Source organism: Streptomyces venezuelae (assembly GCF_008642295.1).
GTDB lineage: Bacteria > Actinomycetota > Actinomycetes > Streptomycetales > Streptomycetaceae > Streptomyces > Streptomyces venezuelae_C.
This window is the reverse complement of the sequence record NZ_CP029190.1, coordinates 4,052,852-4,068,316: the sequence shown is the minus strand read 5'-3', so window position 1 is coordinate 4,068,316 and position 15,465 is coordinate 4,052,852. Positions and strand designations below refer to the sequence as shown.

The following is a 15,465-nucleotide window of genomic DNA, read 5'->3' as shown; positions in this document are numbered from 1 at the left end:
CAGCCCGGCGGCTACCGGCTCAGGCCGCGGAAGCGGCCCACCGCCAGGGGGAAGAACACCGCCAGCAGCAGCACCGGCCACAGGACGGCCATCAGGGCCGCATGTTCCGAGGCCCAGGACGCGGAGCCCGCCGCCGGGTTGCCGAACAGGTCGCGGACCGCCGTGGCGGTCGCGGACATCGGGTTCCACTCGACCACCGGGCCCAGCCACCCCGGCATGGACGCCGGGGTGGCGAAGGCGTTGGACAGGAAGCCCACCGGCCACACCAGGATCTGCACCGCCTGCACCAGCTCCGGCCGGCCCGCCAGCATGCCCAGCCAGATGCCGATCCACAGCATGGCGAACCGGAACAGCAGGAGCAGCCCGAAAGCGGTGAGCGCCGCCGCGAACGAGCCGTGCCAACGCCAGCCCAGCAGCATCCCGACGCCGGCCAGCACGGCCAGGCCCAGCGCCGACTGGATCATGTCCGCCGCGCTCCGGCCGACCAGCACCGCCGAGGAGGACATCGGCATGGACCGGAACCGGTCGATCACCCCCTTGTTCAGGTCCTGGGTGACCGCCGTCATGGTCGCCTCCAGGCCGAAGGCCATGGTCAGCGCCAGCATGCCGGGGACCAGGAACTCGACGTAGTCGCCGTCGATCCCGCGTCCGCCGCCCACCAGGAAGCCGAACATCAGCAGCATCATCACCGGGAAGACCAGCCCGACGATCACCTGCACCGGCTGCCGGCCCCAGTGCGCGAGCTCGCGCCGGGTCATCGTCCAGGAGTCCTGCACCGCCCAGGCAATGCCGGTACCGCCCGCGGTCATGCCCGTTGTGCTCGTGCTCATACGGTCGCCTCCGCCCCGTCCCCGGCGCCGCCGGTCAGTTCCAGGAACACCTCGTCCAGGGTCGGCCGGCGCAGCGCGATGTCCGTCGCCTCGATCCCCGCCTCGTCCAGCGCCCGGACGGCCGCCGCCAGGTCGGCCGCACCGGTCGCCCCGGTCGCGGGCAGGGCGAGCCGCAGGTCCGCCTCGGCCACCGCCGCCCCGGGCAGCACCCTGGCCGCCGCGGCCAGGGCCGCCCCGTCCGCCAGCACCACCTCCACCCGGGCGCCGCCGACGCGGGCCTTGAGCTCGTGGGCGGTGCCCTCGGCCGCGATCCGGCCGCGGTCGACCAGGGCGATCCGGTCGGCCAGCCGGTCCGCCTCCTCCAGGTACTGGGTGGTGAGCAGGACGGTCGTCCCGCCGCCCACCAGCGAGCGGACCGCGTTCCACACCTCGGAGCGGCCCCGCGGGTCCAGTCCGGTGGTCGGCTCGTCCAGGAACAGCACCGCGGGCTCGGTGATCAGCGAGGCCGCCAGGTCCAGGCGCCGGCGCATACCGCCGCTGTACTGCTTGACCGGCTTGCGGCCGGTGTCCGCGAGCCCGAAGCGGTCCAGCAGTTCGTCCGCCCGCAGACCGGCCCGGCGGGCGCCGAGGTGGTGGAGCCGGCCGAACATCTCCAGGTTCTGCCGCCCGTCCAGTTCCTCGTCCAGCGCCGCGTGCTGGCCGAGCAGGCCGATCCGGGCGCGGACGGCCGCCGCCTCGGTCCGTACGTCGTGTCCGGCGACCCGGACCACGCCCTCGTCGTGCCGGAGCAGGGTGCTCATCACCCGGACGGCCGTGGTCTTGCCGGCCCCGTTGGGACCCAGGACGGCGTGCACGGTGCCGGGCTTCACTTCCAGGTCGAGTCCGGCCAGCGCGCGTTTCTCGCCGTACCGCTTGTGTACGCCTTCGAGCACGATCAGAAGAACCACTCCCGGGAGAGATCGAAGTAGTCAAACTTGATTAGTTGCGAGCGGTCAAGCTACCCCGGCCCACCGGGTTAGTCAAACTTGATTAGAGGGCGTACGGGTTCTCCTGGCCCTCGGCCAGCACCCCGACGAAGGGATCCCCGCCCTCACCTGCGAAGGAGTAGGCCCCGCCCTCGATCCGGGCGATCAGCCCGCGGGTCCACTCCGCCTCCACATCCGCCGAGTGCACCCACATGTGCATGATCTCCCCGATGTGGCCGAGCTGCTCCGGGCCGCTCTCCGGGGTGTAGTACTCGGTCACCGCCGTGCGCCACTCCGCCAGCCCGCTCAGCCGCCGCCCGAGCAGCTCCAGCACCTCCGCGCGCGGCAGGTCCACCATGAAGCCCAGGGCCGCCGACAGCGCGTCGCGCTTCTGGTCGTACGCCGAGAGCGCGGTGCGCAGCAGCCGGAAGTACTCCTCCCGGCCGCTGTCCGTCACCTCGTACTCGGTCCTCGGCGGGCCGCCGGCCGCGCTCGGGGCCACCTCGTGCGCGAGCAGCACGCCCTGCTTGGCCATCTGCTTGAGGGCGTGGTAGATCGAACCCGGCTTGGCGTTCGACCACTCGTGCGCGCCCCAGTACTCCAGGTCGTTGCGCACCTGATAGCCGTGGGCCCGCCCGTGCTGGCGGACCGCCCCGAGGACGAGAAGCCGGATCGCTGACATGGGCCCCAGGCTATCCAGCCGCCCGGGGCGGGCCGCCATGCCGGACCGTCAGCCCATCGCCTTGGTGCCGTCCACGGTCTCCCGGAGGATGTCCGCGTGGCCGGCGTGCCGGGCGAACTCCTCCACCAGGTGGAGCAGCAGCCAGCGCATCGAGACCTTGGTGTCCTTCGGGAACCAGGGGGCCTCGGGGAGCGGGAAGGACTCGTCCAGGCTGGGCACGCCCTCGATGAACGCGGTCAGCTCGGCGGTGACCTGGTCCCAGAAGGCCAGCACCTCGGGGATGGTCTCCTCTTCGACCAGCCGGAAGCCGTTCCGGTAGTCCTCCGCCGAACGCAGCCGGTCGTTGGGCCGCTGCTGGGCCATCCGCAGCCAGGCATACTCCGTCTCGGCCGCGTGCTTGACGAGCCCGGACAGGGACAGCTCGCTGACGGTCGGCCGGCTCGCCGCCTGCTCCTCGGTCAGCCCCTCCAGCGTCTCGCGGAGCCCGGCCCGCTGGGACTCGACGAAGGCCAGGAGCGTGGCGCGCTCGTCGCCGGGTACCTCGGTGGAAAGGGAAGCCATGACCAACCTCTTTCGTAGCGGATTCGCGGTGTCTGTCTCCTGCTGACGAAAACCACGCTACGGACCGATTAGGTCAGCCGCTGTCCTAGAAGGGGAAGGAACTCCGGCCGTGTTGGACCGAGATCCACTTCTGGGTGGTAAAGGCCTCGATCGTGGCCTGGCCGTTGAGCCGGCCCATCCCGGAGGCCTTCTCCCCGCCGAACGCGGCCAGCGGTTCGTCCCCGATGGTCGAGTCGTTGACGTGGATCATCCCGGTCTCGATCCGCTCGGCGAACTTCACGCCGCGGTCGATGTCCCGGGTGTGCACCGCGCCGCTGAGTCCGTACGGGGTCGCATTGGCCAGCCGTACGGCCTCCTCCTCGCCGTCGAAGACCACCAGCAGGGCCACCGGGCCGAAGATCTCCTGGCCGAGCAGCGGGGAGTCCTCGGGGATTCCGGCCAGCACGGTGGGCTCGACCAGGTTGCCGCGCGTAGACCCGCGCACCAGCGCCTGCGCCCCCTCCTCCACCGCCCGGTCCACCAGGGCGGTCAGGGCGTCCGCCTGGAAGGAGTTGATCAGCGGGCCGATGTGGGTGCCTGCGTCGTGCGGGTCGCCGGTCCGGAGGGCCTTCACCCGGGCGGTGAACTTCTCGGTGAACTTCTCGGCGATCGACCGGTCGACCAGGATCCGGTTGGCCGCCATACAGACCTGGCCCTGGTACACGAAGCGGCTGAACACGGCTGCGTCCACGGCGTAGTCGAGGTCGGCGTCGTCGAGGACCACCAGGGCGCTGTTGCCGCTGAGCTCCAGCACGGTCCGCTTGAAGTGCCGGGCGGCCACCGATCCCACGTGCCGGCCGACCCGGTCGGAGCCCGCGAAGGAGATCACCTTGGGGACGGGGTGGGTCAGGAGCGCGTCGCCTATCTCGGCTATGTCCGTGACCAGGACGTTCAGCAGGCCGGCCGGCAGCCCCGCGTCCTCGAAGATCTTGGCGATCACCCCGCCGCCGACCACCGGGGCGTTCTGGTTCGGCTTGATCACGACGGCGTTGCCGAGGGCGAGCGCGGGCGCGACCGACTTCATGGTCACGAGGAAGGGGAAGTTGAAGGGGCTGATCACGGCGATCACCCCGACCGGGAGGCGCTGGACCCGGTTCTCCTTGCCCGCGACCGTGGAGGGCAGGATGCTGCCCTCGGGGCGGACCGCCAGCTGGATCGCCTCGCGGAGGAACTCCATGGCCAGGCGGACCTCGTACTCGGCCTTGGGGCGGGTCCCGCCGAGCTCGTCGATCATCGCCTCGACGATTTCCTTCTCGCGCTCCTCGGTGATCTTGAGGGCGCGTTCCAGGACGGCGCGTCTGGAGTACGGACTGATGCGGGCCCAGTCGGCCTGGGCGCGCTCGGCGGCACGGTAGGCCCGGTCGACCTGCTCGACGGTGGCCACGGTGATGGCCGCGAGCTTCTCCCCGTTGTACGGGTTGACGTCGATGATGTCCCACGAACCGGTGCCGGCCAGCCATTCACCGTCGATGTACTGGTGAGCCAGGTCCTCGAATATGGGCATGCCATCCCTTACTGCAGGCGCGCACCCGGGCGCTGCACCGAGACTGAACAGACGTCATACTACGTGCGGTTCAAGACAGTTGGAGCAGTCCTCGGAGAAGATCCCGGGTCTGGCCCGGGTCCGGGCAGTCCTGCTGGAGCCGCTCCATCGCCCGGCCGTACTGCGCCACTTCCTCGTCCTTGTCCAGGTAGAGGGCGCTGGTGAGCTGTTCCAGATAGACGATGTCCTGGAGGTCGGACTCGGGGAAGCGGAGCAGGGTGAAGGCGCCGCTCTCGCCGGCATGGCCGCCGAAGGAGAAGGGCATCACCTGGAGCCGCACATTGGGCCGCTGGGAGATCTCGATGAGGTGCTCCAGCTGGCCGCGCATGACCGCGCGGTCGCCGTACGGGCGGCGCAGCGCGGCCTCGTCGAGGACGGCGTGGAAGAGCGGGGCGTTCTCGGACACCAGGACCTTCTGGCGCTCCAGGCGGAGTGCGACCCGGCGGTCGATCTCGGCCGGGGTGGCCCCGGGCATGCCGCGGCTGACCACCGCGTGGGCGTAGGCCTCGGTCTGCAACAGACCGTGGATGAACTGGACTTCGTAGATCCGGATGAGCGAGGCGGCGCCCTCCAGGCCGATGTAGGTCTGGAACCAGCCGGGCAGTACGTCGCCGTAACTGTGCCACCAGCCGGCCGCGTTGGCCTCGCGGACCAGGCCGAGGAGCGACTCGCGCTCGGCGCCGTCCGTGACCCCGTAGAGCGTGAGGAGGTCCTCCACGTCCCTGGCCTTGAAGCTCACCCTTCCCAACTCCAAGCGGCTGATCTTCGATTCGGATGCGCGGATCGAGTAGCCGGCCGCCTCACGGGTGATCCCGCGGGATTCACGGAGCCTCCTGAGCTGAGAGCCCAGGAGGATGCGGCGCACCACAGAACCGCTGGTGTCTGCGGTCACTAGTCCTGCCCTCCCCATCGCAATGAGCGCGTCGCGGGGCCCCCGTGCCCCAAGGTCCGCAGTCTGCCACCAAAACGCATCTCTCCGTACTCGTTCTGTAACGGAATCCGCTGCCTCGGAAAAGAAGTCCGTAAGCAGGCGTAGGAAGAAATGAGCAAGAACCGTCACGGGAGTGGACAGGTCCGGCGCGTGCACGTGCATCTGCCCTTGCATCCGGCTTCCGCATTCGGAAGCATGGTGCCCGCGCACCTGCGTGCTCTTCGCGCCGGCGCCGGACCCACCCCGCAGTTCTTTCATGGACACAGCCGCCGCTCCGTCCGCGAATCCCGGGAGTGCCTCGCATGGGGATGAATGGATCGACCATGCTCGAGCCGTTACGGCAGGGGCTGCCCCCGGTCGACCCCACGGCCGTCTCCGGGTCCGCCTCCTGCGCCCTGCCCGCCCGGTACGAGGCGGTGCGCGGCGCCCGCTCGTTCACCAGGTCCACGCTCGGCCAGTGGGGCCTCGATGAGCGCTTCGACGACGTCGCCCTGGTGGTCTCCGAACTCGTCACCAACGCACTGCGGCACGCCCTGCCGGAGGACGGCGGCCGGGGCGGGGAGCAGGAGCCGCCGGTGCGGCTGCACCTGATGCGGTGGAGCACCCGGCTGGTGTGCGCGGTGCGCGATCCCAGCGAGGACAGCCCCGGGGGCTGCTTCTCGCCGGAGAAGACGGACGAGAACGGCGACGCGGAGTCGGGGCGGGGGCTCTTCCTGGTGGACTCCTACAGCGACAACTGGGGCTGGCACCCGCTGGCCGGGCGGCTCACCGGCAAGGTCGTCTGGGCGCTGTTCCGGCTCCAGGACTGAGCCGCGCATTCATGCCACTGGCCGGGACCGATCCTTGAGATCGGTCCCGGCCAGTGCACGTGCATGGCTTGATCGGTGGTGCCGACGATCAGCTGACGGATCGTGCGGTCAGCCGATGAGGTGGTCGAATTCGCCGTCCTTCGCGCCGAGCAGCAGGGCCTCTATCTCGGCCGGCGTGTAGACGAGCGCGGGCCCGTCCGGGAAGCGCGAGTTGCGCACTGCCACATCGCCGCCCGGCAGTTTGGCGAACTCCACGCAGGATCCCTGCGAGTTGCTGTGCCTGCTCTTCTGCCAGGTCAGACCGTACATAGAAGCGAGTTCTGCAGCTGCCATCCCGTTGTACGCGTGGTCCACAGGAAGCCCCCGATTGTGCAGATGTGCAGATGTCAACTTCACCGGATCATAGCTGTGTTCATAGGCATCTGCATGGGCAGATGCACGTGCACGCGGGGTGGTTCCTTGATCACAGAGAGCCCGGTCCGGTGCCCCGTCAGGGGCGGAGGGCCTCGGAGACCTCGTCCAGGCGGTCCAGCAGGAGCTCCGCCCCGTTGCGCAGCAGCGGAGCCACCGGCGGCCGGTCCGGTCCGGTCCGGCCGCCTGGTCCCACTGCGCCAGCACGGCCCGCACCCCCTCCCACTCCGGCACCCGGCGCTCCCGTACCGCCTTCGCCCCCGCCTCCGTGGACGCCTGCAGGGCCGCCGCCAGTTCCCCGGCCGCCGGAACCGGCGGGTGCGCCCGGTCGGGGAGGTGGGCCTCCAGCAGCATCGCGGTGCGGCCCAGCTCCGCCAGGGCGTCCTCCGCGGCGTCCGCCGCCGCCCGGGACAGCCCGCGGTGCCGGACCGGTTCGCCGGCCGCCCGGGCCAGCGCCTCCTGCCAGTCCACCCGGGCGTCGCGGGCCGCCAGCAGTGCGGTGCGCACATCGGGCCGGTGGGCACCGGCCGGATCGGCGTACTGCCGGAGGACGGCTGCCGCGTACCGCCCGTCCGCGATGAGCCAGTCGGCGAGCCGGGTCCGCAGCCGGGGGGTCTCCCAGGCCGGGTAGAGCGCGTACCCGATCATCGCGAGCAGGCCGCCGACCAGGGTGAGGCCCACCCGGTCCGGCACGGTCTGGTCCCAGCGGGTGCCGCCCATGCCGAGCAGGAACACGACGTAGGCGGAGACGAAGACCTGCGAGACGGCGTACCCGGTGCGCAGCAGCGCGTACATCAGACCCGCACTGACCACCGCGAGCGCCCCCGACAGATATATCCCGGGCTGCGCCAGCTGCACGATCCCGGTGGCCGCCGCGACCCCGAGCAGGGTGCCCCCGAAGCGGGCCACGGCCCGCGAGTAGGTCTGGCTGAAATCGGGCCGCATCACCATCACGGAGGCCATCGGCGCCCAGTAGGCGTGCCCGAACGGCAGTGCGCTCCCGATCAGATAGCCCGCCGGGGCGACCGCGGAAACCCGGACGGCGTGCCGGAAGACCGGTGAGGCGGGGCGGAGTTCCGCCCGTACCGCCCGCAGGACCAGGGGCAGCAGCGCCGGCAGGGTGGGCCGCAGCCTCGACTCCCCGGGGTCGGCGGTGCGGCCGGAGCCGGGGGCCGCGGTCTCCAGTACGTCCTCCAGCAGGGCCGCGAGCCGCCGCGCCGCCCGCAGGGCCGGACCCTCCAGCAGGTCGGCGGTGTCCGGGGACTTGAGCACGGCGAGCGCGGGACCGGGCGGGCGCACCGGCTCGCCGTGCCGGATCGCCCGGGCCGCGGTGTCGAGCACGGTCGCGGCGGCGGCAAGCAGTTCCCGCACCCGGTCCCGGGCCGGGCCCTCCGCGGGCGCCCCGACCGCGGGGTCGGCCAGCGAGGCCAGCACCGGGCGGATCCGCTCGGCCAGCCCGCGCGCCCCGTGCAGTTCGGCGGGACGACGGCGGGCCTGGCGGGGGGTGACGGTGGCGGCGGCCCGGGCGGTCATCAGCGGCCCGGGGTCGAAGGGGGCCTCGGGGTCGTGGCGCAGCCGGCGGGCGTAGTCGGCCTCGGCGGCCAGCGCATCGGCGAGCGCGTCGCGTTGGGCGCCCCAGCGGCGTACCGGGAAGAGCACGATCAGCACGGCCTGGACCACACCGCCGACGGCGATCAGTAGGGCGTGCCCGGCGGCCTGCGCGACCGAGCTGGGCAGGGTGACGGTCACCAGCATGATGGCCACATTGCCGGAGGCGATGATTCCGGCGGTGGGACCGGCCGCCCAGGCCATCCCGGACAGGAAGGCCCAGAGGGCGAGCAGCGCCAGGAACGCGGCGGTGTGGGAGGACCCGACGAGATAGCCGATGAAGGTGGAGGCGGCGAGGGTCAGCCCGGAGGCGAGGGCGAGCACCGGGCGCGGGCGCCAGCTCCGCTGAAAGGTGGCGATGGCGGCCTGGAAGGCCCCGAAGGCGCAACTGGCGGCGGCCTCCGGGCCCATGAGGACCAGCCCGCCGCCGATCGCGAGGGCCAGCCCGGCGGCGGCCCGTACGGCGAGGAGCGGCTCCAGGCGGTTCCGCTCGACGGTCATCCCCGATCGGGCGCTCTCCTTCAGGGCCCGAAGCCAACTCATGAGGTCGAGGATATCCGGATACCCCAATAGACCCGGATATCCGGTTTCAGAATTCCTTCAGATTTGTACCGAAGCGCCCGAAGAGGTTCGATAGACGGCATGCTGAGAAACGCCATGCAGCCCTGGCATCTGATCGTCCTTCTGGTCGTCTGCCTGCTGGTGTTCGGTTCGAAGAAGTTGCCGGAGATGGCACGCGGGCTGGGCAAGTCCCTGCGGATCCTGAAGGCGGAAACCGCCGCCCTCCGCACCGAAAACCCGCGCCCGCCGGCCTCCGACGACCGTCCGGCCTGACGCCGGCCGTCCCGGTTCAGCGGGACGGCCGGCGCCCCGGCCCGGACAGGGGGGCGGGGTTACGGCCGTGCCGGACCTGGGCGGCATCCGCCGCCGCCGTGCCGTCCGTCCAGCCCGCGTGATCCGTGGCCCCGCGCAGCCGGGTGGTCGTGGTCTGCGGGAACATCTCCTCCGCCCGCGCACCGACCGCGACCTCACGCGCGACCAGCGCCGGCAGGTTGTCCGACCCGCCCGCCTCGGCCGCCGCGTGCTCCGCCGTCTCGGCCAGCCGGTGGCCCAGCCTGCTGGCGTAGGCCAGCAGGAAGGACTGACGGAACGTCTTCGTCCGCTTGCGTCCGCCGGCTCGCTGGCCGGCCTCCGCCCGCGTCATCGCCGCGGTGCCCTGCACCAGCAGCGAGGTGTACAGCAGCTCGACCGCTTCCAGATCGCTCTCGAAGCCCACCACCGTGGAGAACTCGAACGCGCCGTTCCACACCGCCCGGCAGCGGTTGGCCGTGGCCACCGCGTCGAGCAGCACCGCCTTGGCCTCCTCGTACGGCGGCTCGACGCCGATCCGGCAGGCCCCCGGCGTCTGCCCCGGCGCCCCGCCGCGCTCGGCCAGCAGCGCCTCGTCCACGGTGTGGCGGGCCATCAGCTCCTGCGCCTTGGCGCTGAGCGCCTCCGCCTCCTCGGGGTAGCCGGTCGCCTCCGCCTTGGCGAGCAGCGCCCGGATCCGGGCCAGCATGCGGGGCTCGATGTGAGCGGCCTCGAGCACCTCGGCGGGATCGCCCGGGACCGGTCCCACCGGTTCGATCGAGGGCAGCCGGATCAGCAGCCTCAGCACCTCGAGGACGGCGGTGGCCAGCGTGAACCGGTCGGTCCGCTCGCGCTGCGCGAGCTGTACGGCGTACTCGGTGTCCGCGCCCCACCACACCTCGCCCTTGACCTCGGGCCACCGGGCGGGCAGCCGGGCGTAGCGGCGGCCTTCGGCGGCGATCAGATCCCCGGTGATCCGCAGCTCCCGCTCCTCCAGATCCCGCCGGACCAGCCGCAGCACATCGGCCGGCTGCCAGCCCCGTTCCCAGGCCTGCCGTATATACGTCTCCCCGCGCGCGAGCAGAGCCTGCCCGACCCCGCTCCAGGCGGCCGGATCGGCGGCGAGCAACGAGGCGCCGCTGTCAAGCCCGGCGTCGTCCTGGCCATAAAGCGCAGCACCACAGGCCCGCTCAACAATCTCCGCCACGTCAAAAGTCACCCCACCACCCTCCCACGCACCCCCCCTGGCCGGGGCGGGCGGGCCACCGGGGCGGGCGGGGCGGAGCCCCGGCGGCAGGGTCCGGGCCCGGCCCGTCGGCGTGCCCCGGGGCGCAGCCCGGCGGGCCCGGGCGGCGGCCCGGGGCGCAGCCCCGAGCCCGCTGGGCCCCGGGCCGGGGCTCCGCCTCTCAGCGCGCCCCGGGGGCTGCCGGACGGAGCCCGGGTTCGAGCACGGGCCCAGGGCACAGCTTCGAGCACCGGCCGGCGGCCTGGGGCACAGCCCCGAGCCCGGCGTGTGCCGGGCGAAGCCCGCGCACCCCCGGGGCACATCCCCGGGCCTGCCGGGCGGAGCCCGGGTACGAGCACGGGCCCGGGGCGCAGCCCTGAACGGGCCCGGGGCACAGCCCCAAGCATGTGCCGGGCGCAGCCCGCACCGCCCCGCGGGCACCCGGGCGCAGCCCCGAACGGGCTCGGGGCGCAGCCCCCGGGCGGGTCTGGGGCGCAGCCCCGGGCGGGGACGGGCGGTGGCCCGGGGTCGGGGAGGGGCGGGGTGGGGGAAATGGCCCCGCGGAGCGGTACGGCGCGTGCCGGACCGGCAATGTCCGCCCCGCCTGCCACACTCGCACTCATGAGCGAGCAAGCCACCCGATGGGCCCTGGCCGAAGACGGCAACGCCCGCTGGCACGCCGCCCCCGTCACCACCCCCGTCACCGCCCCCGTCACCACCCCCGCGACCACCCCCATCACCGCCCCCGACCCCGCCACCGCCGTCCGCGCCGCCCCGCCCCACACCCGCTGGATCTGGCAGTCCACCGCCGCCGTCTACCCCCGCCTGCTCGCCGCAGGCGTCCGCGTGGACCGCTGCTACGACATCGAGGACGCCGAGCTCCTCCTCCTCGGCCACGAGGGCCGCCTCGGCCAGCCCCGCTCCGCCGCAGCCGCCCTCGCCCGGCTCAACGGCACCCCCGTACCGCCCGACCCCCCGCAGCGCTCCGCCGAGCCCGGTACCCAGTCCTCCCTCTTCGACCCGCAGCCCGCCGCCCCGCTCCCCCTCCACGACCTCCTCGCCGTCTACGCCGACCAGATGCGCCGCCACCAGGCCACCGCCCATCCGGACCGGATGCAGCTGCTCACCGCCGCCGAGTCCGCCGGTTTCCTGATCGCCGCCGAGATGAACCGGGCCGGGCTGCCCTGGCGGGCCGACGTCCACCGCGCCGTACTCACCGAGCTGCTCGGCGAGCGGTACGCGGGCGGCGGCGAGCCCCGCCGCCTCGCCGAGCTCGCGGACCAGGTGTCCGCCGCCTTCGGCCGCCGCGTCCGCCCCGACCTCCCCGCCGACGTGATCAAGGCCTTCGCCGGGGCCGGCATCAAGGTCAAGTCCACCCGCCGCTGGGAGCTCCAGGAGCTGGACCACCCGGCCGTCGAACCGCTCATCGCGTACAAGAAGCTGTACCGGATCTACACCGCCCACGGCTGGGGCTGGCTCAAGGACTGGGTCCACGACGGACGCTTCCGCCCCGGGTACGTCCCCGGCGGCACCGTCACCGGCCGCTGGGTCACCAACGGCGGCGGCGCCCTGCAGATCCCCAAGGTCATCCGGCGCGCCGTGGTCGCCGACCCCGGCTGGCGGCTGGTGGTCGCGGACGCCGACCAGATGGAGCCACGGGTCCTCGCCGCCATCTCCCGCGACCCCGGCCTGATGGAGGTGGCCGGGCGCCCGGAGGACCTCTACACGTCCATCTCCCGCCAGGGCTTCGCCGGCGACCGCGACCAGGCCAAACTGGCCGTCCTCGGCGCGGTCTACGGCCAGACCTCCGGTGACGGCCTGAAGAACCTCGCCGCCCTGCGCCGCCGCTTCCCGCGCGCCGTCGCCTATGTGGACGAGGCCGCCCGCGCGGGCGAGGAGGGCCGGCTCGTACGGACCTGGCTGGGCCGCACCTGTCCGCCCGCCGTGGGCGCGACGGAGGCCGAGGAGGCCGGACTGCCCCAGGAACCGGGGCCCGGCGCCGACACCGGCGCCGACACCGGTGCGGACACCGGCGACGACCGGGCCGCGCCCCGGGACGAGTGGACCCCCGGCTACGCCTCCACCAACACCCGTGCCCGCGGCCGGTTCACCCGCAATTTCGTGGTCCAGGGCAGTGCCGCCGACTGGGCCCTGCTGATGCTCGCGGCCCTGCGCCAGGCCACGGCAGCCGCCGGGCTCCGCGCCGAGCTGGTGTTCTTCCAGCACGACGAGGTGATCGTGCACTGCCCTGCCGAGGAGGCGGAGGCCGTCACCGAGGCGATCCGCACCGCCGCGGACCGGGCCGGACGTATCGCCTTCGGCGAGACCCCGGTCCGCTTCCCGTTCACCACGGCCGTGGTGCAGTGCTACGCGGACGCCAAGTAGGCCGACCGATCAGGCCAAGTAACGCCGCCCCGGCTACGAACCGGCGCCCTCCAGCCACTTCGGGCTGAGCGCGATCGCCTTCAGCTGCTCGATGGTCAGCAGCGGGTTCGTCCGGGTCGCCGGCTTGTTCTGGTTGCCGGTGTTGAAGGCGGAGACCACCACCCGCATGCCATCCGGCCGCAGGGTGTCCACGGTCCACCACACCACGCCCGCGCCGCCCTTCTCGCCGGGCTTCTTCTCGACCTTCACCTTGGTGCCGTCCGGCAGGGTGGTGACATCTCCGCTGCCGAACAGCGCGCCGGCCGCGTCCCCCATCCCCGGCTGGGCGTTGACCTGGACGAGCGACTTGCCCTTGCCGTCGTCGAGCACGGCGTAGGCGTAGTCCCCCTGCCCGCCCTTGCCGACGACACTGATCCCGTCGTTCGGCAGCAGCGACAGCAGGATCGGTCCCGCCTCAGGCCCTCCCGACAGTCCGGGGCCCGGCTTCTCGGGCCGGGCGGCCGGCAGGTCGTTCAGGGCGGCGTGCCACGTGCCCGAGGTGACCAGGGTCTTCATCTGCGCCAGGGTGAGCGGGGGATTGGGGCGGGAGACCGGCTCGCCCTTCTCGGCCGGGGAGTTCCATTCGGAGACGTCGACCAGGAAGCCCTGCGGGGTGGCCAGGGTGGCCCGCCAGAGCTTGGTGTCCACCCGCCGGTCCGGGTACTCGTAGCCCCGGTAGAGCAGCAACTGCGAACCGTCCGCCAGCTTCTCGGAGGTGCAGCTGTCGTAGCCCGACATCTCCTTGTCCGGGCATTGGGTCATCTGCCGGGCCATGGTGCCGGCCGGGGCGATCCGGGAGAGGCTCAAGCCGATGGCGGCCTTGCCCTTGCCGTCGTCGTACAGCCCGGAGACCCCCGGCCGGGCGGAGTCGGTGCCCCGGGAAAGGGTGTCGGTGAACGTGCCGCCCGGCAGCAGCGACTTGAAGGTGGCAACCATCTGCGCGGCGGTCACGGCCCCGCGGCCGGCCCCCACCGTGTCCTCCTCCCGCTGTACGGGCGAGTCGGCCGGCGACGGCGCCGTGGCGACGTTCGCCCCGCCCCCCTTGGCCTCGCCGCCGCCGAGCCACCCCCCGGAGTACGCCCCGATGCCGCCGATCACCGCCATCGTGAGCACGGTACCGGTGACCGCGGCCACCCGCCGGCGGGCCACCAGCCGCCGGCCGCGCTGCTCACCGCGGTCCACCAGGGCCTGCTGGTCGGTGGCGAAACCGTCGCCGGTACGCCGCAGGGCAGCGCCGACTTCGTCTTCAAAGGGCATGGGGAACCAGACCTTCCACGTTTTGGTTTGAATACAGTCCTGGTACGGACGCCCGTGGTACGGGTACGGACGCTCAGCGACCGGCGAACTCGGCGATGCTGCCGCCGAGTTCCTCCCGCAGCCGCGCGAGGGCGCGTGAGCTCCGGGTGCGTACGGCCGCCGAGCTGACGTTCATCACGTCGGCGGTCTCCTCGACACTGCGGTCCTCCCAGTACCGGAGCACCAGCACCGCCCGGTCCTTGGGCGCGAGCCGGCCCAGGGCCCCCAGCAGCGTCATCCGCAGCACGGGATCCTCACCGCCCCCGCCCGCCTCGGGCACCTCCCCCACCGGGTGCTCGGCGGCCGAACGCCGCCGCCGGTGCGTGAGGAACGCCCGGACCAGCACGGTCTGCGCGTACGCCGCGGGATTGTCGATGCGCGAGACCCGCCCCCAGAGCAGGTACATCCGCCCCAGGGTCTCCTGCACCAGATCCTCGGCCAGGTGGGTGTCCCCGCTCGTCAGCAGACAGGCCGACCGGTACAACTGCCCGGTCCGTCCCTCCGCGAACTCACGGAATCCCTCCCTGCGTCGCTGCCGCATCCGCTCCCCCTAGCCGCCGTCTCACCTCATCGACGCGACGGCACGCAGAAATGTTTCACCCCTGTTCGATGTTCTTCCCCGGACACGGCGGCAGGCGGCACGGAGTCAGCCGCGCAGGTAGGTGAGGACGGCCAGCACCCGACGGTTGGTCGCGTCGGACAGGTTCAGGTCCAGCTTGGCGAGGATCGATCCGAAGTGCTTGCTGACGGTGCCCTCGCTGACGTGGAGCGCGGCGGCGACCGAGGCGTTGGACTGCCCCTCGGCCATCAGCGCGAGCACCTCGTGTTCGCGGGCGGTCAGCTTGGCGAGCGGGTCGCGGCGGTGGCGCAGCAGCTGGCGGACCACCTCGGGGTCGACCACGGTGGCACCGGCGGAAACCCGCCGAAGCGCGTCGATGAACTCCTCGACGTTCCCGACCCGCTCCTTGAGGAGGTAGCCGACGCCGGTGCCGTCACCGGAGTCGAGGAGCTCCTCGGCGTAGGCGCGCTGTACGTACTGACTGAGGACCAGGATCGGCAGCCGCGGGTTGTCCCCGCGCAGCCGCAGCGCGGCCCGCAGCCCCTCGTCGGAGAAGCCGGGCGGCATCCGTACGTCGGTGACCACGATGTCGGGGACGTGCTGTGTAACCGCGGCGGTGAGTTCCTCCGCGGTGCCGACGGCCGCGAGGACCTGGTGGCCGAAGCGCTCCAGGAGGCCGACAAGGCCCTCCCGCAGCAGCACGCTGTCCTCTGCCAGGACGATGCGTAACATC

14 protein-coding genes are annotated in these 15,465 nt (G+C 72.6%); 3 read left to right on the top strand and 11 right to left on the bottom strand.

Annotated elements, in window-relative coordinates:
* Positions 1-11 precede the first annotated feature (11 nt).
* The 6 genes from DEJ50_RS18070 to DEJ50_RS18045 form a co-directional block, all read right to left on the bottom strand.
* Positions 12-830, bottom strand: coding sequence for an ABC transporter permease (locus DEJ50_RS18070; RefSeq protein ID WP_150209013.1), 819 nt, complete (start codon positions 828-830; stop codon positions 12-14).
* Positions 827-1,777, bottom strand: coding sequence for an ATP-binding cassette domain-containing protein (locus tag DEJ50_RS18065; RefSeq protein WP_150209012.1), 951 nt, complete (start codon positions 1,775-1,777; stop codon positions 827-829). Before DEJ50_RS18065 ends, DEJ50_RS18070 begins: the two co-directional genes overlap by 4 nt.
* 82 nt (positions 1,778-1,859) lie before the next feature.
* A complete protein-coding gene (locus tag DEJ50_RS18060; protein WP_150209011.1) occupies positions 1,860-2,477 on the bottom strand; it encodes a PadR family transcriptional regulator in 618 nt (205 codons plus the stop codon).
* A gap of 48 nt (positions 2,478-2,525) precedes the next feature.
* The gene (locus DEJ50_RS18055) at positions 2,526-3,038 is read right to left on the bottom strand and encodes a DinB family protein (RefSeq protein ID WP_150209010.1); all 513 of its coding nucleotides are present in this window, start codon (positions 3,036-3,038) and stop codon (positions 2,526-2,528) included.
* Positions 3,039-3,123: 85 nt separating this feature from the next.
* Entirely contained in the window at positions 3,124-4,581 is a 1,458-nt protein-coding gene (locus tag DEJ50_RS18050; RefSeq protein ID WP_150209009.1) for an aldehyde dehydrogenase family protein, read from the bottom strand.
* A gap of 70 nt (positions 4,582-4,651) precedes the next feature.
* Positions 4,652-5,530, bottom strand: a complete 879-nt coding sequence (locus tag DEJ50_RS18045) for a helix-turn-helix domain-containing protein (protein WP_150209008.1) — start codon at positions 5,528-5,530, stop codon at positions 4,652-4,654.
* A 323-nt stretch (positions 5,531-5,853) separates the two neighbouring features.
* Between DEJ50_RS18045 and DEJ50_RS18040 the strand changes: the two genes are divergently transcribed.
* Positions 5,854-6,360 (top strand): ATP-binding protein, encoded by a 507-nt coding sequence (locus DEJ50_RS18040; protein ID WP_150209007.1) that lies wholly within the window; start codon positions 5,854-5,856, stop codon positions 6,358-6,360.
* A gap of 108 nt (positions 6,361-6,468) precedes the next feature.
* Here the strand turns inward: DEJ50_RS18040 and DEJ50_RS18030 are convergent, their stop codons facing one another.
* Positions 6,469-8,922, bottom strand: coding sequence for an FUSC family protein (locus tag DEJ50_RS18030; protein WP_223837801.1), 2,454 nt, complete (start codon positions 8,920-8,922; stop codon positions 6,469-6,471).
* 99 nt (positions 8,923-9,021) lie between these two features.
* On the opposite strand from DEJ50_RS18030, the gene tatA reads away from it, so the two are divergent.
* Positions 9,022-9,213: a Sec-independent protein translocase subunit TatA gene (gene tatA / locus DEJ50_RS18025; protein ID WP_150209005.1), complete on the top strand. Its 192-nt coding sequence runs from the start codon at positions 9,022-9,024 to the stop codon at positions 9,211-9,213.
* Positions 9,214-9,229: 16 nt separating this feature from the next.
* Here tatA and DEJ50_RS18020 read toward each other — a convergent pair whose 3' ends face one another.
* Complete coding sequence (locus tag DEJ50_RS18020) at positions 9,230-10,435, bottom strand: DUF2786 domain-containing protein (RefSeq protein WP_150209004.1); 1,206 nt, start codon at positions 10,433-10,435, stop codon at positions 9,230-9,232.
* Between the two features lie 639 nt (positions 10,436-11,074).
* On the opposite strand from DEJ50_RS18020, the gene DEJ50_RS18015 reads away from it, so the two are divergent.
* Positions 11,075-12,838, top strand: a complete 1,764-nt coding sequence (locus tag DEJ50_RS18015; protein ID WP_150209003.1) for a bifunctional 3'-5' exonuclease/DNA polymerase — start codon at positions 11,075-11,077, stop codon at positions 12,836-12,838.
* 33 nt (positions 12,839-12,871) lie between these two features.
* Here the strand turns inward: DEJ50_RS18015 and DEJ50_RS18010 are convergent, their stop codons facing one another.
* The 3 genes from DEJ50_RS18010 to DEJ50_RS18000 form a co-directional block, all read right to left on the bottom strand.
* Positions 12,872-14,134, bottom strand: coding sequence for a hypothetical protein (locus DEJ50_RS18010; protein WP_150209002.1), 1,263 nt, complete (start codon positions 14,132-14,134; stop codon positions 12,872-12,874).
* A 73-nt stretch (positions 14,135-14,207) separates the two neighbouring features.
* The gene (locus DEJ50_RS18005) at positions 14,208-14,714 is read right to left on the bottom strand and encodes a SigE family RNA polymerase sigma factor (protein ID WP_150209001.1); all 507 of its coding nucleotides are present in this window, start codon (positions 14,712-14,714) and stop codon (positions 14,208-14,210) included.
* A gap of 105 nt (positions 14,715-14,819) precedes the next feature.
* Positions 14,820-15,464: a response regulator transcription factor gene (locus DEJ50_RS18000; RefSeq protein WP_150209000.1), complete on the bottom strand. Its 645-nt coding sequence runs from the start codon at positions 15,462-15,464 to the stop codon at positions 14,820-14,822.
* Position 15,465 lies beyond the last annotated feature (1 nt).